Raw genomic sequence first — 18,625 nt, 5'->3', positions numbered from 1 at the left:
CCCGAAAGGCACATCGATGCGACAGTTCACCGCCATCGTCAACCCCACGGCGGGGGGATCCGCCTCAGCTGCCGCGCTGCTGGACGTGGCCCGGCCGCTGCGGGAGGCCGGGGCCGACCTGGAGACCGAGTACAGCCGCAGCCTGGAACACGCCCGGGAGCTCGCCCGGGACGCCGGGGAGCGGGGCCGGGTGGTGCTCGCCGTCGGCGGCGACGGCATCGCCGGCGGCATCGGCGGCGCCCTCAGCGGCACGGACGCCCTGCTCGGACTCGTCCCGGCCGGCCGCGGCAACGACTTCGCACGGGCGCTGAACCTGCCCACCGACCCGGCGGCCCTCGCACAGGTGCTGCTCCACCACGAGCCCCGACGGGTCGACACCATCGAGGTCGAATCGGCCGTCCACCACCGCACGGTGGTCCTCGGCAGCGTGTACGCCGGCGTCGACGCACTGGCCAACCGCCACGCCAACAACTCCACCCTGCTGCGCGGCGCCGCGTCCTACTACGCGGGCGGCCTGCGCGCCGTCACCACCTGGCGCGCCGCCCGCTACCGGGTCACCGTCGACGGCCAGGAACACCTGCACACCGGCTACACGGTCGTGGCCGCCAACTCCGGCTACTACGGCTCCGGCCGCCACATCGCCCCCGACGCCCGCGTGGACGACGGTCTGCTCGACATCGTGCTGATCCGCGAGGCGCCGCGCCGGCTGTTCTTCGCCCTGATGAACGACCTCAAGACGGGCGCCCACGTCCACCGCCCCCAGGTGCGGATCCTGCGCGGCAAGGAGATCCGTATCGCCGCCGACCGCGCGGTGCCCTACGGCGCGGACGGCGAGGTCGAGGCCACCCTCCCGGTCACGGTCAGGGTGCTGCCGGGAGCACTGCGCGTGCTGGCCTGACCACCCCGGCCCGCAGGTCGTTCCCCCGCGGCCGCGGCCGGGTCATGAGCCGGGGGCCCATCCGCTCAGCTGCCGTCCATCGGCATCCGCTGCCGCGCCGCCTCCAACTGCTGCGAGGGGGCGGGGCCGCGGCCGGCCTCGGCCTGGACGAGGAGTGAGAGCAGCTCGGCCACCTTCAGCCCGGCCTCGGCGGGGTGCCGCAGCACCTTCGCAGGGTCGATCCGATAGGTGTTGGTGCGCCCCTCACGGGTGTGCGAGAGATAGCCGTCCCGCTCCAGATCGGCAATGATCTTCTGCACGGCGCGCTCCGTGAGGCGGCAGTGCGCCGCGATATGCCGGATACGCACGTTCGGATTGTCGGCGATGGCCGCCAACACCCGGGCATGGTTGGTGAGGAATGTCCATCCGGTGTGCGGCTCAGGGACTCCGTCCATGGACCAACCCTACGACTGCGCGTTCACGTATACAAAAACACGCACGGCATTTCATGTATCTGTTGACGTGTTCGGCTGTTCGGGTTCACTCTGGTACGGACGACGGGGAAGCAGCACCTGAGGGAGAGGCGGTCATGCCGGAGCTCGCGTCCTCTGCACAACCCCCGGACGGGGGCGCTGCCGATCGTGCGGCCCTGGGCACACCAACGGAGAGCCCGCTGTACGCACTGGTCACCACCGTCCGCCCGGACGGTGACCGACTGGTGGTGAAGGTCTCGGGGGAGCTCGACCTCGACGCCAGTGAGCGCTTCCGACGCGTTCTGCGCGAAGCCCTGAGCCGCTCGGTCCGTGGCATCGACCTGGATCTGGAGGGCGTCTCGTTCTGCGACTGCTCCGCCCTCAACATCATGCTCTACCTGCGCCACCGCGCGTTGGAGCAGTCCAAGACGGTCGTCATCCACTCCACCAGCGCGGCGGTCGACCGGCTGCTCACCCTGACCGGCACGCGCCCGCTGTTCGGCAGCGCGGCCCCGGACGGGGACGCCGTTCCGACTGCGCAGGGCCAGGACGCCCAGGACACGGCCCAGGACGCGGAGCCTGACGAGGAAGCCTTCGAGGACGCCCACCACGACCTGCGGATCGAAGTCGCCCAGTTGCGCCGGGCCATGCAGACCCGGCCGACCATCGACCTGGCCCGCGGCATCCTCATGGCCTCCTTCAGCCTCAGCTCCGAGGAGGCCTGGTCGGTCCTGGTCACGGCCTCCCAGAACACCAACACCAAACTGCACTCCCTCGCCGGTGACCTCGTCACCGCGGTCAAGGGCAACGCCCTGCCCGACGAGGTGCAGGAACATCTGTCGGCCGCGGTCGCCAGGGTCAGCTCCGTGGCTCCCGAGCAGTGACGGCGACACCCCGGCCGGCAGGGTTGCGTCGCGCGGTGGCGCACCGGCAGGGTTCGGATGTGCCCACCTTGCTGATCGTGCATCACACGCCGTCGCCCAACTGCCAGGCCCTGCTCGAAGCCGTCATCTCCGGTGCGACGGCGCCGGAGATCGAGAACGTCGAGGTCGTGCGCCGACCGGCGCTGTCGGCCACGGCCTCCGACGTGCTCGCCGCCGACGGCTACCTCCTCGGCACTCCGGCGAACCTCGGCTACATCTCCGGAGCCCTCAAGCATTTCTTCGACCAGGTCTACTACCCCTGCCTGGACGCCACACAGGGCCGGCCCTTCGGCTACTACGTGCACGGCGGCAGCGACGTCACCGGGGCGGTACGCGCGATCGACTCGATCACGACCGGCCTCGGCTGGCGCCGCACGGCCAACCCGGTGACCGTCACCGGCGAACCCGCCAAGACCGACACCGAGGCGTGCTGGGAACTGGGAGCGACGCTCGCCGCCGGCCTGATGGACTGACCTGGGACGCAACACCCCGTCCCCACCAGCGTGTTTACCCTCCCTGTGAGAAATTTCTGTGAATCCGTGAGGCGTTTGAACACCACGCGGCCCGTCTCCGTATAGGACCAGGGGATTTTCATGCCCTGACCGACCACGAGGCGTAGGAGTACTTCCTTGGGACGCAGCACGCGAAGACGCCCCACGGGCGCACGGCGCGCGACCTTTGCAGCGGTCGCGCTGATGTTGGGCGGCGGCGGTCTGGTCGCGGCCAACGTCTATGCCTCGGCGACCGAGGACGGTGGCACGGACCCCGTCAGGACGTTGTCCGCACCGGCCGGCACGATCGACTGCCCGGACGTGGGCAGCGAACTGACGGCCGTTCCGGACACGGCGAAGGAGGACGTCGCCAAGGAACTCGCGCTCCTGGACCAGCAGATCGCCGACGCCTACCAGCGGTTGCAGGAGTCGGCCCAGGCCATCCAGCAGGACGCCGGCTTCGCCGACAACGCGATCATGAATCCGCTGAAGGAGAAGCGCGCCGCGACCATCGAGCGGATCGCCATCGCCGTCGACCGCACCGGAGACCGCCCGCAGGGCCTGGAGGCCCTCGCCCCCTGCACCCTGCGTCCCGCGGACAACGGCACCGGTGAGGACCAGAACGGTGACGGCCAGGACGGCGGCGGCGACAACCAGGGAGGCGAGGGCGAGGGCGCGGACCAGGGCGGCCAACAGCCCGGCAACGGGGGACAGGCGGGCAACGGCCCGGTCGCCGCGGACTTCGCGGACATCAAGGCCGTACAGCCGAACGTGGCCGCCCCGGCGCTCCAGAAGGGCGCCTCCCGAGGCACCTTCGCCACCAGCTGCGGAGTCAACGAGAACGGCCTGTTCAACTCCGACAACATCATCGCCGCCCCCGGCGTCTCCAACGGCGCCCACCACTTCCACGACTACATCGGCAACCAGTCCAACAACGCCTTCGCCAGCGACGAGGACCTCGCCAACGCCAAGACGACCTGCGTCGACCAGGGCGACAAGTCCACGTACTACTGGCCCGTGATCCGCCTTCAGAACGGTGCCCAGGAACAGGACGCCAACTCGCCCGGCGGCGGCATCGAGGGCAACGCCGGCGAGATCGTCACCCCCAAGGACGTGACGCTGACCTTCGTCGGCAACCCGCGCGGCAAGGTCACCGAGATGCCGCGGCTGCTGCGCATCATCACCGGCGACGCCAAGGCCTTCGTCAACGGCACCGCCAACGCCAACGCGTCCTGGAGCTGCACCGGCTTCGAGGACCGGCAGCTGAAGGACAAGTACCCGCTGTGCCCGCAGGGCAGCGACGTGGTGCGCACCTTCAAGTTCCAGAGCTGCTGGGACGGTCAGAACATCGACAGCGCCAACCACCGTACCCACGTGGCGTTCGCGGCGGCCGACGGCAGCTGCCCGAGCGGCTTCGAGCCCATCCCGCAGCTGGTGCAGCGGATCGTGTACGACATCGACGCGCCGAGCCTGCAGGACGGCGGCCGGACCACCCCGCTGTTCGCGGTGGACTCCTTCCCCGAGAACCTGCACAAGCCGGTCACCGACCACGGCGACTTCATCAACGTCTTCGACGAGGACCTGATGGGCGAGATGGTCGACTGCATCAACGAGGGCCGCGAGTGCGGCGTCGGCGCCGACGACGGCGGTGACCCGGGCCAGGAGGAGCCGACCCAGCCGCCGACCGAGGCGCCCACCACCCCGCCGGCCGACAACGACGACCCGAAGCCCGGCGACGGCGGCGACAAGCCGACCGAGGCCCCGCCGACCGAGCAGCCCGCGACCGAGGAACCCACCACGCAGGCCCCCGCGACCGAGGCGCCCAAGACCGAGGCGCCCAAGACCGACGAGCCCAAGACCGACGAGCCCGAGGCCGACGAGCCCGAGGCCGAGACGCCCGCGACCGACCCGGCGAAGGACGACAAGCCCACCGTGTCGAGCACCGTGGCGCCCAAGGCCTACGGCACCCCGTCGGCCACCGCGCGGGCACAGGACGGCTCGAAGGACGACGGCGCCGGCGCGGGCAGCACTCCCGCGCAGACGCAGCCCGCCGCGGGCGGCGAGCAGTCCGGCGGCGGTTCGGGTACGGAGCCGCAGGCGGTCGGAGACCTCGCCGAGACCGGCACCACGCTGTGGCCGGCCGCGGCCGGAGCCGTCCTCCTCATGGCCGGCTTCCTGCTGCTGATGCGCACGAGGCGCCGCGCCGGCTGACGGCGATCGGACGCCGTGACGGAGCCTGATCTGCGGACGTGCCACCGGGGCCCGGACTGGTCATTCCAGTCCGGGCCCTTCTCGGCGAGCCCGACCGCGCCGCTGAGGACACTCCGACGCGGGCGATTCCCTAGGCCGCCTGACTCCGGAATTCGACACGCACCACCGGATCACCGGATCAGCGGATCAGCGGATCAGGGCGTCGGGATGCCCGCCGGGCGGGCCGGGCGGCCGAGGCGGACCGGGACGCCGGGGGAGTAGAGGACGCTGACCGGGGCGTCGCTCGGGGCGGGCAGGCCGGCCGCCGCCACGAGGTTCTCCTCGCAGGTGATCAGCTCGGCGCGGTACAGCGGCCAGCGAGGGTGGTGGTTGGGCAAGTACGCCAGCGCCTCGGGCCCGCCGAAGAACGCGTTGTGCATGCCCCAGCGGGCGGTGAGGAAGTGCTCCAACTCGGTGGGTTCCTCGATGGGTTCACCGGTCCGTACGGTGATCCGGCTGGCGGCGCCGCGCGGACCGGGCCAGCGGCGCGAGCTGGTGTACGTCACGGTGTCGCCGGCCGTGCGGACGGCCATCCGCGACCACAGGTACGGCAGCCGGAAGCCCACGCGCCCCATCAGCACCGGGATCAGCCGCGAGGCGTCCATCGACCGAAACACCACGCCGCGTCGCCCGTGCGCGTCCACGGAGTACAGGCGCACGTTGGTCTCGGGAAACGTCCCGAGATACGGCACCCCGGGCAGCCGCAGCCAGCCGACCCGATGCATCCGGAACGCGACGAGCCCGACGTACGTGACCCCGTCATGCGTGTCCGGAACGGTCCCCCTCGGCAACAGCCCCGCCACGACCTCCGGTTCGACGGACCAGTGGATGAAGGCGAGGTCGAGCCACTGCTGGGTGAGCAGGGGCATGCGTATGGCGGCGGGGGCGTCCGGGGTGACGGGAGCGGGATTCGGCATCGGGTCAGGATGGCAGCCCCGGATAGCGGGCGGCGACCCCGGTCAGATACCCGCGCAGCATGAACTTGGCCTCGTCGAGGAGGCCCGGGTCGCCCTCGGGGTCACGGCGAAACGCCTCCTGGGAGAGCGCGTCGGCGGCGAGGACCGCGGCATGGCAGGCACGGGCGAGGGCCTCGTCGTCCCGGGCGAGGCCGAGGGCGAGCAGGACGCGCCGGACGCCGTCCGCCATACGGCGTTTGTGCGCTCGGTCCGCGGCGCGGGTCCGCTCGGTCAGGCCGCTGCCGAACCACAGGGCCCGGAAGCCGTGCTCGGCGCGGTAGATCGCGGCGTACGCGTCGATGAGCACACCGACCGGGTCGTCCCACCGCTCGGCCGCCGCCGCCCGGACCAGGTCGTCCATGGCACTCTCCAGCCGGGCGAAATAGCCGGCCGCCAGGGCGTCCACGATCGCGTCCCGGTCGGGCAGGTACTGGTACAGCGAGCCGACCGAGACCTGCGCCTCAGCCGCGATGCGCGTCGTCGTCAGCGCCTGGACCCCCTCGCCGATCAGGACACGCTCCGCGGCCTCCAGGACACGGGCCAGCCGTGCCTTGCTGCGCGCCTGCTGGGGAGTACGACGCAGGGCGACGGGCGGCCGGCCGCCGTCGCCGGGCTGCGCGACGGGATCGCCCATGTACGGCCTCCGAACCTGAACGTGACTTTGTTTCAGGTTTAGGTTACCGTCGCGTACATGACCGACTCAAGCTCAGTGCTGGGTCAGGAGCGCGCCGCGGTGGCCGAAGCGAGCCGTCGACTCGGGGCCGAGGGGCTGCTCATCGGCACGGCCGGCAACGTCAGCATGCGGGTCGACGACCGGGTCGCGATCACGGCGACCGGCGCGGTGCTCGCCGAACTGACGGCCGACCAGGTGACCGTCGTGGACCTCGACGGAAACCTCGTGGCCGGAACGCTCGCGCCCACCTCGGAACTCGACCTCCACCTCGGCGTCTACCGCCGCTACGGCACGGGCGCGGTCGTCCACACCCACGCCCCGATGGCGACCGCACTGTCCTGCGTCCTCGACGAACTGCCCTGTATCCACTACCAGTTGCTGACCCTGGGCGGCTCCGTGCGCGTGGCACCGTACGCCACCTTCGGCACCCCCGAGCTCGCCGAGTCCGTACTGACCGCGCTGGAGGGCCGCAGCGCCGCACTCTTGGCCAGCCACGGCGCCCTCACCCACGCCCCCACGCTGGACAAGGCGGTCGAGCACGCACTGCTCCTGGAGTGGGCGTGCGGGGTCTACCAGCACGCGGCCGCCCTCGGAAAACCCCGCGTCCTCGACGAGCGGCAGCAACGCGCGGTGATCGAGGCCGCGCTCGCCCGGAACTACGGCACCACCCACCCCGTACCACCCGTGCAGGAGGGAAACCGATGAAGGTCGTCACGCTGGGCGTACATGTGCTGGACGTGTTGGTGCGGCCGGTCGAGGCCATACCCGAGGGGCAGGGCGCCACCCTGGTCGAGGACATCAGGATGACCGCCGCCGGGACAGCCGGCGGCACCGCCCTCACCCTCGCCAAACTCGGCGCCTCCGTGAGCAGCGCCGGTGCCATCGGCTCCGACCCCACCGGCGACATGGTGGTCCAACTCCTGGGCGCGGCCGGCATCGACACCCGCTTTCTCGTCCGTCGTCCGGACACGCCCACGTCCGCGAGCGTCCTCCCGATCCGCCCCAACGGCGACCGGCCCTCGCTCCACCTGCTCGGCGCCAACATCACCTACGGCCCCGACGACGTGCCCTGGGGCGCGCTCGCCGAAGCGGACCACCTCCACCTCGGCGGCCCGGAACTGATCGGCGCCGACACCGCCACGCGCATCCTGTCGCACGCCAAGGAACACGGCGTGATCACGTCAGTGGACCTTCTCGCACCCGGCGCACTCGGCAGCTTCGAGCAGATCGAGGCCCTCCTGCCCTTCGTCGACCACATGCTGCCCAACGAGGACCAGGTCCTCGGCTTCACCGGCGAGGACGACCTCGTCAAGGGCGCGCACAAGCTCCTCGCCGCCGGAGCCGGCCTCGTCGCGGTCACCCGCGGCGGCGACGGCGCCCTGCTGGTCACCCCGGACGGCACCGAGAACGTCCCCGCCTTCGCGATCGACGTCGTGGACACCACCGGCTGCGGCGACGCGTTCTCGGCCGGCTTCGTCCGCGGCACGGGCCTGGGCCGCACCCCGTACGACTCGGCGGTCCTCGGCTCCGCCGCGGCGGCCCTGGTGGCCCAGGGCCTGGGCAGCGATCACGGAGACTTCGACCTCGCCGCCGCCGACGCCTTCGCCGCGGCCCACAAGCCTCGCTGACGATGACGGCCTTCGACGCGAGCGAACGGCTGATCTGGGCCGGCCGAGGAGCCGCCTACGCCCGCAGCTACGCCCGACTGTGTGCCCACCCGGTGCCCCGGTTGCTCGACGCCGCTCGTGTCGGTCCGGACGCGCGGGTGCTGGACGTGGGCACGGGCCCGGGGACGGTCGCGGCCGCCGCGTGTGCCCGTGGCGCGAAGGTCACCGCCGTGGACGCGGAGCCGACCATGGTCGAGCTGGCCGCGCGGGCCGCACCGACGGCCGACGTCCGCCTGGCCGTGCTCCCCGAACTCCCTTTCACCGACGGGGAATTCGATGCCGTCGTGGCCAACTTCGTCCTGAACCACGTAGGTCGGCCCCGGATCGCCCTCGCCGAACTGCGCCGCGTCCTCAGGCCGAACGGCCGCATCGCCCTGACGATCTGGGCGGCGCCACCGGCACCGGGCCAGACCCTGCTCGGCCGCGCGATCCAGGCAGCGGGCGCGGCACGTCCACCGCAACTGCCCGACGGGCTGGCCCCCGAGGACGACTTCTCCCGCGACGAGAGCGGCCTGACCGGCCTGATGACGGCGGCAGGACTGCGCGAGGCGGCCTGCGAGACCCTGCGCTGGGACCACCACACCGACGCCGCCGAGTGGTGGGCCGGTCCCGCGGCGGGCGTAGCCTCCGGAGGCCGGCTCGTGCAGAGCCAGACACCCCGGATGCGCGCGGAGATCAAGCGCCACTTCGACCTCCTCGGCGCGGAGTTCACCGACGAACACGGCCGGCTGGCGCTGCCCCACGCGGCCCTGCTCGCCCGCGCACGCCGCTGAGCCGTGCGGGTCCCCGTTCAGGCCGGCATCTCTGTGTCACCTTCCTGGTCGAGGTCGTGGGGGTCTTCTACGTGCTGGGAATGGGGGTCCCCGCCGACGGCGAGAAACAGGTCGGCACCTACTTCGGCGCGTCCACGGCCGACCGCGTCCCCGGCTGCCTCCTGAACCTGTCCGACTACGTCTCGTTCGCAAGCTCGGAGCAACTCCCCGAGTGACAATCCGGGAGCATCGATGCCGGACGAACGCCGAGCACGACTGACCCGTACCGCGGCGTCGGCGGCCCTGATCCGGCCACTACGACGTCGTCGCCATCGGCCCGTACGAGGCACCGATCTGGGCGTCGCGAGGATGGCTGACCCGCCTCGACGGCTACGCCCGCCAAGGCGACTACGACATACGGGACTCATCCCCACGGTGCGCGAGTCGCTGTCGTACAACGGCGGCCAGTACGCGGTGCCGTACCACGGCGAGTCGCCCTTCCTGCTGCCTGGGCGACGTCCAAGGGCTACCAGAAGCTGTACGGAGAGAGGCTCGGCCGGGTCCGGGGGCACCCGGCGGCTGCCTGTCCACCTACGAGTTGCCCCAGCACCAGAAGGCCACCAAGCCGTTCGTCCGACCGGCACTCGACGCCCTGGACGCCCTCGACGCCGTGAACCCGACCCACCCCGGCCTCCATGAGCAGCCCTGGGTCGGAAACAAGGGCCTCTGTACAGCGTCCCGCGCCCAGGCCTCGCGCCGCTGACGCTACCCATGCAGCTCGCGGTAGGCCGCCACCGCCCCCGAGTGCAGCGGCACCACCCCCGTGGAGATCAGGCTGCGTGCGTCGAGGAACTGTGTGCCGAGGGCCGTGGTGGGGACAAGGCGGGTGGCCCGGCGTACCAGGACGTGGGTGAGGGCGGCGGCGACGGGTGCGGGCAGGTCGGGGCGGCACAGGAGGAGGTTGGCGACGCCGATGGTGGTGACCTCGGGCGTGCCGCGGTACGCCCCGGCCGGCACCGTCACCGGCTCCACACCCGAGGCGAGGAGTCCCGCGTCGGCGCGCAGGTGGGCCAGGAGGTCGGCCAGCGGCAGGAGGCGGATGCCGGGGCGGGTGTCGAGGCCGGAGAGCGCCGGCAGCGGGAGGCCGCCCGACACCAGCAGGGCGTCGATCGCGCCGTCCCGCATGGCGCCCACCGCTTCGGGCAGCAACAGATGGCGGACGCGGACGTCGGCGCCCGGCGTCAGCCCCGCGGCGCGCAGCAGGCGGTCGCCGAGGACGGCACCGCCGGATGCGGGCGCGCCCAGCGAGACGGTGTGCCCGGCCAGGTCGGCGACGGTGGCGATCCGGGTGTCGGCGCGCACGGCCAGCTGAAGGTAGTTCTCGTAGACCCGGCCGATGGCCCGCAGCGGTACCCGCTGGCCGAACGGTGCCGAGCCGCCGTACGCGGCCCCCGCGATGTCGGCCAGTGCCAGCGCCACATCGGCCCGGCGTGCGCGCAGCCGTATGTTGGCCACGCTGGCCTCGCTGTTGATCACCTCGCAGGACAACCGGGGGTAGGCCGCCGTCACCTGGGCGGCGAGCAGCCGGCCGAAGGCCGCGTAGAAGTTGCCGGACTCGCCGGTCGCGATCCGCAGCCGGCCCTCGGGGCCACGGTCCGTGTGCCGGGCGTCGGCCGTCCCGGCGCCGGCGAGCAGGGCCGTGCAGGCTGTGCCGAGGGCGGCGCGCAGCGCGGTGCGGCGGGCGGGGCTGGTCATGCCGCAGGCCCCTTCGGACCAGACGCCCCGTGCTCGCCGCGCGGGAGCACCACCCGGACCCGCAGGCCGTGCGGTTCGGCCGTCGCGAACTCGACCCGTCCGCCCCGGCCGGCCGCCAACCGCTCGGCGATGGCCAGACCGAGCCCACTGCCCCGCACCTCGCGGTGACGCTGCGAGCGCCAGAAACGGATGCCCGCCTGCGGGAGTTCCCCCTCGGCCAGGCCCGGTCCGTCGTCCTGTACCTCGAACACCGCCTCCGGGCCCTGGGCGAAACAGCGCGTACGGACACGGGCGCCGTTCCCGGCGTACTTGATCGCGTTGTCGAGCAGGATGTCGGCCAGCTGGGCCAGTTCGCCCTCCGTGCAGTTCGCCGGGACGGCGGTGCCGGGGAGGAACTCCAGGCGGATGCCCGCCTGTTCGGCCACCGGGTGCCACAGCCGGGTCTGGGCCGCGGCGACCGCCGTCGCGTCGCAGGACGCCTCGCGTTCGTCCGTCACGGCCAGTTCGCCGGCGCGGTGTTCGGCGTCGGCGAGGGCGAGCAGGTCGTCCAGGAGGTGCTCCATCCGTTCGAGTTCGGCGGTCACGCCGGTGTAGGTGCGGGTGGCGGAGTCGGGCAGGCGGGGCTGGAGCGAGTCGATGCGCAGACGCAGGGCGGCGAGCGGGTTGCGCAGCTGGTGCGAGGTGTCGGCGACCAGGCGGCGCTGCTGTTCCAGCGCGGTGGACACGGCGTCGGCCATGCGGTTGAAGCCGGTGGCGAGCTGGCGCAGTTCGGGCGGGCCGCCCTCCCGGGCGTGCTCGGCGGGCAGCCCTGCCGCGAGCGCGCCGACCGCCCGGTCCAGGCGGTGCAGGGGGCGTACGACCCACCGGGTGGCGGCGCGGGCGAGCAGCAGACAGGCCACGGCGAACAGGCCCGCGCCGGCCAGGACCAGCGCCCAGCGCAGCGCGATGTCGTCCGCGGCGGCCCGAACCGACGCCCGCAGCACCACGGCACCGGACACCCGCGTGCCGGTGCCCACCGGCCGGGCGAGCAGCTTGTCGCCGCGTGACCAGGGGCGCAGCGTGCCCCCGGGCGACACCGGCTGGTTGCGCAAGGCCGCGTCGACCAGGCGGGCGACGGTCGGGTCGGCCGCGCGCATGCCGCCGGTCTGCGCCACCGGGGCACGGCGGGCGTCGACGACCACGACCGCCTCGCCGTACAGCTCGGTGTACCGGGTGACCTCGGTGGTCAGCGCGCCGGTGTCGCCGCTGACGGCGGCCTGCTCGGCCAGCCCGGCGAAGCGGTCCAGGTCGGCGGCGCGGGCCGCGACGAACTGCTCGGTGCGCTGGGTGGCGGTGACGCCGAGCAGCGGCACGGCGAAGCCGGCCACCGCGAGCACGGCGAAGGCCAGGACGACGGTCAGTACCCGGGTACGCATGCGAGATCCCCGGCCCGTTCAGCCGCCGAACCGGTAGCCGAAGCCGCGGATCGTGGTCAGCACCTCGGGGCGGCCGATCTTGGCCCGCAGCTGGGTGAGATGGACGTCGAGCGAACGGGACACGGCCAGGTAGGCGTCGCCCCAGACCTCGTCCATCAGCTGCTGGCGGCTGACCGCCGTACCGGCCCTGGCCGCCAGCGCGGCGAGGACCGCGAACTCCTTGGTGGTCAGCCGCACCTCGGCCCCGCCGACCGTCACCCGGCGCGCGCCGAGGTCGACCTCGACGTCCTCGGCACGGACCGTACGCGGCGCCGGAGCGGCGGCAGTCACGGCCGCCGTCGTGGCGCGGCGGGTGACGGCCTCGATCCGGGCCAGCAGCTCGGCCAGCCGCACCGGCTTGACCAGGTAGTCGTCGGCGCCCAGGCGCAGGCCGCGCACCACCGACCGCTCGTCGCCCCGCGCGGTCAGCACCACCACCGGAAGGCCGCTCACCGCACGCAGCTTGCGCAGCACCTCCAGTCCGTCGAGGTCGGGCAGGCCGAGGTCGAGCAGCAGCAGGTCGGCCTGCCGGTGCCGGACGAGGACCTCCTCGCCGCGCCGGACCCGACTGGGCAGATGACCGTGCTCGTACAGGGCCTCGGTGAGGGCGTCGGCCACCCCGTCGTCGTCCTCGGCCAGCAGCACGCGCACGGTCGCCTTCCTTCCGTCAGTGATCGCGGGTCTCGCTCTCCAGCGGCGATCCGTCGGACGTCTCGCGCATCCGAATGTAGACGAGCAGCGAAATCAGGACACAGGCGGTGACGTAGTAGAAGTACCAGCTCTCGTGCCCGGCGTTCTTGAACCACAGCGCCACGTACTCGGCCGTCCCACCGAACACGGCCACCGTCAGCGCGTAGGGCAGACCGACGCCCAGCGCCCGGATCGACGTCGGGAACAGCTCCGCCTTCACCACCGCGCTGATCGAGGTGTACAGCGAGCTGACCGCCAGCGGCCCGACCATCAGCAGGAACGCGTACACCGGATCGCTGGTGTGCGAAAGCAGCGTCAGCGAGGGCACCACGACCACGGCTCCGAGCACCCCGAACGCGATCAGCATCGGACGGCGACCGACCCGGTCGGACAGCAGACCCATGACCGGCTGGAGCAGCACGAACACCAGCAGCGCGAAGAAGTTGATCCAGGCCGCCGTCGGCTTGGCGATGCCGCTGGTGTTGACCATGAACTTCTGCAGATACGTGGTGTACGTGTAGAAGAACAGCGTGCCGCCCATGGTCAGCCCGACCACGACCAGGCACTGCCGGGGGTAGGACAGCAGCATCCGCAGGCTGCCGCGCGCGGGCCCGCCGTCCTTGCCCTCCTCCCCTGCGGCCGCCGCGCGCTCGAAGCTCTCCGACTCGTCCATGCCGCGCCGCAGCCACAGCACGACGATCGCCCCCGCCGCACCCACGACGAACGCGACCCGCCAGCCCCACGCCTCCATCTGCGTCGCGCTGAGCACCTGCTGGAGCACGATCTGCAGGCCGAGCGCGGTCAGCTGGCCGGCGATGAGCGTGACGTACTGGAAGCTGGAGTAGTAGCCGCGCCGGCCGGGCGAGGCCACCTCCGACATGTACGTGGCCGAGGTCGAGTACTCACCGCCCACCGACAGGCCCTGCAACAGCCGCGCGGTCACCAGCAGAACCGGCGCGGCCACCCCGATCGCCCCGTACGACGGCGTCAGCGCCACGATCAGCGAACCCGCCGCCATGAGCGTCACCGACAGCGTCAGCGCCGCGCGCCGCCCCCGCCGGTCGGCGTAACGGCCGAGCACCCAGCCGCCGATCGGGCGCATCAGGAAGCCGACGGCGAACACCGCGGCGGTGTTCAGCAGCTGCGCCGTCTGGTCGCCGGACGGAAAGAACGCGGCGGCGAAGTACACGCTGAACGCGGTGTACGCGTACCAGTCGTACCACTCGATCAAGTTGCCGATCGATCCGCGCACGATGTTGCTGACGACCCTGCGCTCACCGCGGCGCGACTCCCGCGCGCTCACGGGTGTGGTCTGTGTGGCCATCGAAAACTCCCTTGTCTGCGGCCCGGAAGCACACAGAGTCGACGGCACGACAGTGCCGTTCAACAGGGCGAACGAAGTCCTAACACTCCCTTAGGGCTGATGCACCGGGAGGCGGCGGCGGGGGAGGGGCGGCCCGAGGAGGGGGCCGAGGATGGGCGGCCGAGGAGCGGCGGCGAGATCCCGGTAAGAGAGTCGTTCACCTGACCGTGCGACGATCACCCCCGTGAACTCCCAGTCCAGCCCGCCTTCGGGCATGTCCCCCACGGACTCCGCCGCCGACACCCCTGTCGGTTCCGCCGCCAAGTCCCCTGGTTTCGCCGCCGAGTTCAAGGACGCCGTCACGCTCCGCGCGTTCGGGCTCGTGCTCGGCGGTCTGCTCGTGCAGCTCGCCTTCGTCGTCTCGTACGTCGGTGCCTTCCACTCGCCCACGCCGCACCGCATCCCGGTCGCCGTGGCCGCTCCGCAGCAGGCGTCCGCGAAGATCGTCGACCGGCTCAACGCCCTCGACGGCAACCCGGTCGAGGCAACGGCGGCCGCCAGCGCCGCCGCCGCCCGCCAGTCGGTCCTCACGCGCGAGGCCGACGCCGCCTTCCTCTTCGACGCGACCGGCACCAAGGACACCCTCCTGGTCGCCTCGGCCGGCGGACCGTCGGTGTCGCAGACCGCCACGCAGATCGCCCAGAAGATCGAGGCGGCCCAGAAGCGCCAGATCACCGTCACCGACATCCGGTCACCCAACTCCGGTGACGGGCGCGGCATGACGTCCTTCTACCTCGTGCTGGGCTGGGTGATCGGCGGCTACCTCACCGCGACGATCATGGGCATGGCCGCCGGTTCCCGTCCCGCCAACCGGCACCGCACCCTCATCCGGCTCGCCGTCCTCGTGCCGTACGCGATCGTGTCGGGCCTTGCCGGGGCGGTGATCGTGGGGCCGGTGTTCGACGCGCTCGGCGGCCACTTCTGGGCCCTGACTGGCATCGGCACCCTCGTCGTCCTCGCCTCGGCGACGACCGCGCTCGCCCTCCAGACCCTGCTCGGCCTGCTGGGCACCGGCGTCGTCGTCCTCCTCTTCGTCGTGCTGGGCAACCCGAGCTCCGGCGGCGTCTACCCGGCGCCGCTGCTCCCGTCCTTCTGGAGCGCCATCGGCCAGGCCCTGCCCCCGGGCGCGGGCACCACCCTCGTCCGCAACACCGTCTACTTCGCGGGCAACGCCACCACGTCGGCCCTCTGGGTGCTCGGCGCCTACGCGGCGGGCGGTGCACTGCTCGCCTGGGCGGCCTCCTGGTGGCGCGAACGCCGGACCGCCGCGGCCTGACGCGGTGAGGGAGGGCGGGTCCGCGGCGTACGGTCCGTCGGGACAGCGCGCGGAGCCCGCCCCCCCTCTTCGAAACCCGCGTCGCTGCCCGCTGTCGGCAGCTCGCGGCACGCCGTCGCGTGCCCTGCCGCACGTTGACAGGCCTCTGTCGACATGCTGCTATAAGCGCTGCTCAGCAGCCTCGCGTCGCATCGCACGCCGCTCGGGCACCGGATCGACGGCCGCCCGACCGAGGGCGGCGCCCAGAGCCCAGAGCGAGGACCCATGCCGCAGCGTGCCGCGACCGTCGTCGGCGGCGGGATCGGCGGCCTCGCGGCGGCCATCGCCCTGCACCGCCGGGGCTGGCGCGTCGAAGTGCTGGAACGAGCCCCCGCGTTCACCGAGATCGGCGCCGGCATCTCCCTGTGGCCGAACGCGCTGCGCGCCCTGGAGGCGCTCGGCCTGGCCGGCACCGTCCGGGCACTCGGCGCCGTCGAGGCCACCGGCGGGGTACGCGACCGGCGGGGCCGCTGGCTGTCCCGTACGGACAACGCGGAACTGACGCGCCGCTTCGGCCACCCCCTGGTCGTCCTGCACCGGGCCGACCTGCTGCGGGCGCTCACCGAGGCACTGCCCGCCGACAGCCTGCGGCCGGGCAGCGAAGTGTCCGCGGTCCGCGACGACGCCGATGGCGTGATCGTCGAACACCGTGGGGGCGAGTCCCGTTCCGACCTCGTGATCGGCGCCGACGGCCTGCGCAGCGTGGTCCGCAGCGCCCTGTGGCCTACGGCGGCAGGTCCCCGGTACGTCGGCTACACCGCCTGGCGCATGGTCACCGACCCCCTCGCCGACCCGCCCGCCGAAGGCGCCGCGACCTGGGGCCGCGGCGAGAGGTTCGGTTACACGGCGCTGCCGGGCGGGCGCATGTACTGCTTCGCCACCGCCTCCCTGCCACCCGGAGCGGCCTCCGCCACATCCGAGCACGCAGAGCTGCTGCGCCGCTTCGGGGCCTGGCCCGATCCCGTCCCCGCTCTGCTGGCCGCCGTCCGCCCGGACTCGGTGCTCCGGCACGACCTGTACGACCTGCCGCCGCTGCCCTCCTTCGCCCACGGCCGCGTCGCGCTGCTGGGCGACGCCGCCCACGCCATGACCCCGAATCTGGGTCAGGGCGCGTGCCAGGCCCTGGAGGACGCGGTCACTCTCGCCCACTGCCTCGACGGCACCCCGGACATCACCGCCGCGCTCACCTCGTACGACCTCCAGCGCCGCCCTCGCACCCAGGCCGTCGCCCGCCGCTCCGCCCGCCTCGGCACGCTCGGCCAGCTGGCATGGCCGCCCGCCGTACTGCTGCGCGACACGGCAGCCCGGCTGACGCCGACGCGGGCCACGCTGCGATCCATGACACCGATCCTCGGCTGGACCCCGCCCGACGACCCGGCGACCACGCCACCGAGCGAGAGCCACAGCGATTCCCGGAGCGAGAGCCACTGATGCCGGACTGGACGTACCACCCACTGCGCGGCGCGGCCGCAGCCGTCCTCGGCGACCGCCGCTCGCAGCGCACCGCGCTGCGGCTGCTGGCCTCGATCGGCTCCCGTCCCGCCGGCGCACGACTGATCGCCCGGGGCTTCGGCCACCGCCATCCACCCGAGCGGCTCGCCGGCGAGACGGCAGGCGTGCCCCTGGCCGTCCGCCTGGGCATATCGGTGCCGCCCTCGCTCGCCCGCGACACGATCCGCGCCATGCCCCCGCTCGGGGCCGGTGTCGTCGAGGTGTCACCCGTGTCGGCCGCCGACGTGGAGACCGTACGGGAGGCCGCTGCCGGGCGTTCGATCCCGGTGGTCGTCGGGGCCCGCGACGCGCAGACCGAGGCCGCTCTCGCGCCCCATGTCGACGGGTTCACCGGCGACGACGCCCCGCACCTGGTCCGCGTGTCCGACCCGTCGGTCACCGCCGCGGCAGCCGCACTCGCCGATCCGGACACCGTCGTACTCGCCCGCCCCGAGGTGCTCGTCGAAGCCGGACCCGGCTGGTTCGCACGGGTCACCGAGGCCGCCACACCCACGGCACCCGCTCCACGCCTGCGCGACCTCGGCCGCGACCCCCGCCGCTGGCCCGCCTGGTGCTGGGCACTGCTCGTCGGGCTCGGCATGACCGGCGCCGGACTCGGCGCCGCGCTGATCACACTCGGACCGGTACTGCTCTGGTACGACCGCGACTACCTCGGCATGACCCTGCACGAACTCCATGCCGCCAACCACCACCTCGTGCACTTCCTCCAGCACGACCGGATCACCATGGCCGGCACCATGGTGGCGATCGGCGCCCTCTACACCGGCCTCGCCGTGGGCGGGATCAGACGCGGCTGGCCCTGGGCCCGCGAGGTGTACCTCATCTCGGGGGCGATCGGCTTCCCCACCCTGTTCTACTTCCTGGCCACCGGCTTCGTGGAACCCCTGCACACGGCCACCGCCGTCGTGCTGTTCCCGATGTACCTGGCCGCCGTACGCCGAACCCCGCACACGCCGCGATGGCGCCTCGCGCCCGAAGGACCGGAGCCGGAGCGACGGCGGGCGCTGGTCGGCCAACTGCTGCTCATCGTCACCGGAGCCGGGCTGTTCGCCGGCGGAGCGGTGATCTCGGTGGTCGGTCTGACAGGGGTGTTCGTGCCGAGCGACCTGACCTTCCTGGGCACCAGCACACCCGTGCTGGAAGCCGTGAACCCCCACCTGGTGCCCTTCGTCGCCCACGACCGGGCGGGCTTCGGCGGCGCGCTGATGTCCGCCGCCGTCGCGATCACGCTGCTCAGCGCGTGGGGCTGGCGACGCGGGGAGAGCTGGGTCTTCTGGACCCTGACCGCGGCGGCGACCGCGGGTTTCCTCCCGGCCGTCGTGGTGCACGGCGCGATCCACTACACCGACTTCCTCCACCTCGCGCCGGTCTACGTCGGCATCGCACTGACCGGCACCGGCCTGCTGCTCGCCCGCCCGTACCTGTGCGCCGAGGTGTCGAAGGGCCCCACCGGCTGACGAGCCGCCAGACTGGG

General features: G+C 72.8%; 19 protein-coding genes. 12 read left to right on the top strand and 7 right to left on the bottom strand.

Features of this window, described 5'->3' with window-relative positions; all coding sequences use genetic code 11:
* The first annotated feature begins 16 nt into the window (after positions 1-16).
* The gene (locus AQJ67_RS05585) at positions 17-898 is read left to right on the top strand and encodes a YegS/Rv2252/BmrU family lipid kinase (protein WP_062716923.1); all 882 of its coding nucleotides are present in this window, start codon (positions 17-19) and stop codon (positions 896-898) included.
* Positions 899-963: 65 nt separating this feature from the next.
* On the opposite strand, the gene AQJ67_RS05580 is transcribed toward AQJ67_RS05585, so the two are convergent.
* Positions 964-1,332, bottom strand: a complete 369-nt coding sequence (locus AQJ67_RS05580) for a helix-turn-helix transcriptional regulator (RefSeq protein ID WP_062716922.1) — start codon at positions 1,330-1,332, stop codon at positions 964-966.
* 134 nt (positions 1,333-1,466) lie between these two features.
* On the opposite strand from AQJ67_RS05580, the gene AQJ67_RS05575 reads away from it, so the two are divergent.
* The 3 genes from AQJ67_RS05575 (at position 1,467) to AQJ67_RS05565 (ending at position 4,975) form a co-directional block, all read left to right on the top strand.
* Positions 1,467-2,234 (top strand): anti-sigma factor antagonist, encoded by a 768-nt coding sequence (locus AQJ67_RS05575; RefSeq protein ID WP_079055796.1) that lies wholly within the window; start codon positions 1,467-1,469, stop codon positions 2,232-2,234.
* Between the two features lie 59 nt (positions 2,235-2,293).
* Entirely contained in the window at positions 2,294-2,746 is a 453-nt protein-coding gene (locus tag AQJ67_RS05570; RefSeq protein ID WP_062717476.1) for a flavodoxin family protein, read from the top strand.
* 222 nt (positions 2,747-2,968) lie between these two features.
* A complete protein-coding gene (locus AQJ67_RS05565) occupies positions 2,969-4,975 on the top strand; it encodes a DUF1996 domain-containing protein (protein ID WP_062716921.1) in 2,007 nt (668 codons plus the stop codon).
* Positions 4,976-5,169: 194 nt separating this feature from the next.
* On the opposite strand, the gene AQJ67_RS05560 is transcribed toward AQJ67_RS05565, so the two are convergent.
* Both AQJ67_RS05560 and AQJ67_RS05555 read right to left on the bottom strand, forming a co-directional pair.
* The gene (locus tag AQJ67_RS05560) at positions 5,170-5,931 is read right to left on the bottom strand and encodes a YqjF family protein (protein ID WP_062716919.1); all 762 of its coding nucleotides are present in this window, start codon (positions 5,929-5,931) and stop codon (positions 5,170-5,172) included.
* 4 nt (positions 5,932-5,935) lie between these two features.
* Positions 5,936-6,604, bottom strand: coding sequence for a TetR/AcrR family transcriptional regulator (locus tag AQJ67_RS05555; protein ID WP_062716917.1), 669 nt, complete (start codon positions 6,602-6,604; stop codon positions 5,936-5,938).
* Between the two features lie 57 nt (positions 6,605-6,661).
* Here AQJ67_RS05555 and AQJ67_RS05550 point away from each other — a divergent pair, with 57 nt between their 5' ends.
* The 5 genes from AQJ67_RS05550 to AQJ67_RS47490 all read left to right on the top strand — a co-directional run bounded on the left by AQJ67_RS05550 (position 6,662) and on the right by AQJ67_RS47490 (position 9,825).
* Entirely contained in the window at positions 6,662-7,348 is a 687-nt protein-coding gene (locus AQJ67_RS05550; protein WP_079055795.1) for a class II aldolase/adducin family protein, read from the top strand.
* Positions 7,345-8,271, top strand: a complete 927-nt coding sequence (locus AQJ67_RS05545) for a carbohydrate kinase family protein (protein WP_062716913.1) — start codon at positions 7,345-7,347, stop codon at positions 8,269-8,271. The genes AQJ67_RS05550 and AQJ67_RS05545 overlap by 4 nt, the downstream gene beginning before the upstream one ends.
* 2 nt (positions 8,272-8,273) lie before the next feature.
* Positions 8,274-9,083 (top strand): class I SAM-dependent methyltransferase, encoded by an 810-nt coding sequence (locus tag AQJ67_RS05540; protein ID WP_062716911.1) that lies wholly within the window; start codon positions 8,274-8,276, stop codon positions 9,081-9,083.
* Between the two features lie 56 nt (positions 9,084-9,139).
* Positions 9,140-9,298 carry a hypothetical protein gene (locus tag AQJ67_RS47495; protein WP_159058725.1) on the top strand — a complete coding sequence of 53 codons (159 nt, stop codon included), beginning with the start codon at positions 9,140-9,142 and terminating at the stop codon, positions 9,296-9,298.
* A gap of 362 nt (positions 9,299-9,660) precedes the next feature.
* On the top strand, positions 9,661-9,825 hold the full coding sequence (locus AQJ67_RS47490; protein ID WP_159058724.1) for a hypothetical protein: 165 nt from the start codon (positions 9,661-9,663) through the stop codon (positions 9,823-9,825).
* A 2-nt stretch (positions 9,826-9,827) separates the two neighbouring features.
* On the opposite strand, the gene AQJ67_RS05535 is transcribed toward AQJ67_RS47490, so the two are convergent.
* Genes AQJ67_RS05535 through AQJ67_RS05520 form a run of 4 tightly spaced genes read right to left on the bottom strand, consistent with a single transcriptional unit; the run spans position 9,828 to position 14,285 of the window.
* The gene (locus AQJ67_RS05535) at positions 9,828-10,817 is read right to left on the bottom strand and encodes a TAXI family TRAP transporter solute-binding subunit (protein ID WP_062716909.1); all 990 of its coding nucleotides are present in this window, start codon (positions 10,815-10,817) and stop codon (positions 9,828-9,830) included.
* Positions 10,814-12,232: a sensor histidine kinase gene (locus AQJ67_RS05530; protein ID WP_062716906.1), complete on the bottom strand. Its 1,419-nt coding sequence runs from the start codon at positions 12,230-12,232 to the stop codon at positions 10,814-10,816. The genes AQJ67_RS05535 and AQJ67_RS05530 overlap by 4 nt, the downstream gene beginning before the upstream one ends.
* A gap of 18 nt (positions 12,233-12,250) precedes the next feature.
* Positions 12,251-12,922, bottom strand: coding sequence for a response regulator transcription factor (locus AQJ67_RS05525; protein ID WP_062716905.1), 672 nt, complete (start codon positions 12,920-12,922; stop codon positions 12,251-12,253).
* A gap of 16 nt (positions 12,923-12,938) precedes the next feature.
* Positions 12,939-14,285, bottom strand: coding sequence for an MFS transporter (locus AQJ67_RS05520; RefSeq protein WP_062716904.1), 1,347 nt, complete (start codon positions 14,283-14,285; stop codon positions 12,939-12,941).
* A gap of 253 nt (positions 14,286-14,538) precedes the next feature.
* Here AQJ67_RS05520 and AQJ67_RS05515 point away from each other — a divergent pair, with 253 nt between their 5' ends.
* From AQJ67_RS05515 to AQJ67_RS05505, 3 genes are all read left to right on the top strand, one after another.
* Complete coding sequence (locus AQJ67_RS05515; protein WP_062716903.1) at positions 14,539-15,600, top strand: DUF3533 domain-containing protein; 1,062 nt, start codon at positions 14,539-14,541, stop codon at positions 15,598-15,600.
* 264 nt (positions 15,601-15,864) lie between these two features.
* Positions 15,865-17,070 carry an FAD-dependent monooxygenase gene (locus tag AQJ67_RS05510; protein ID WP_062716902.1) on the top strand — a complete coding sequence of 402 codons (1,206 nt, stop codon included), beginning with the start codon at positions 15,865-15,867 and terminating at the stop codon, positions 17,068-17,070.
* A complete protein-coding gene (locus tag AQJ67_RS05505; protein WP_062716901.1) occupies positions 17,070-18,608 on the top strand; it encodes a hypothetical protein in 1,539 nt (512 codons plus the stop codon). Before AQJ67_RS05510 ends, AQJ67_RS05505 begins: the two co-directional genes overlap by 1 nt.
* Positions 18,609-18,625: the final 17 nt, after the last annotated feature.

This window comes from Streptomyces caeruleatus, assembly GCF_001514235.1.
GTDB lineage: Bacteria > Actinomycetota > Actinomycetes > Streptomycetales > Streptomycetaceae > Streptomyces > Streptomyces caeruleatus.
The sequence above is the reverse complement of the archived record's forward strand: the minus strand, read 5'-3'. Positions and strand labels throughout refer to the sequence as shown.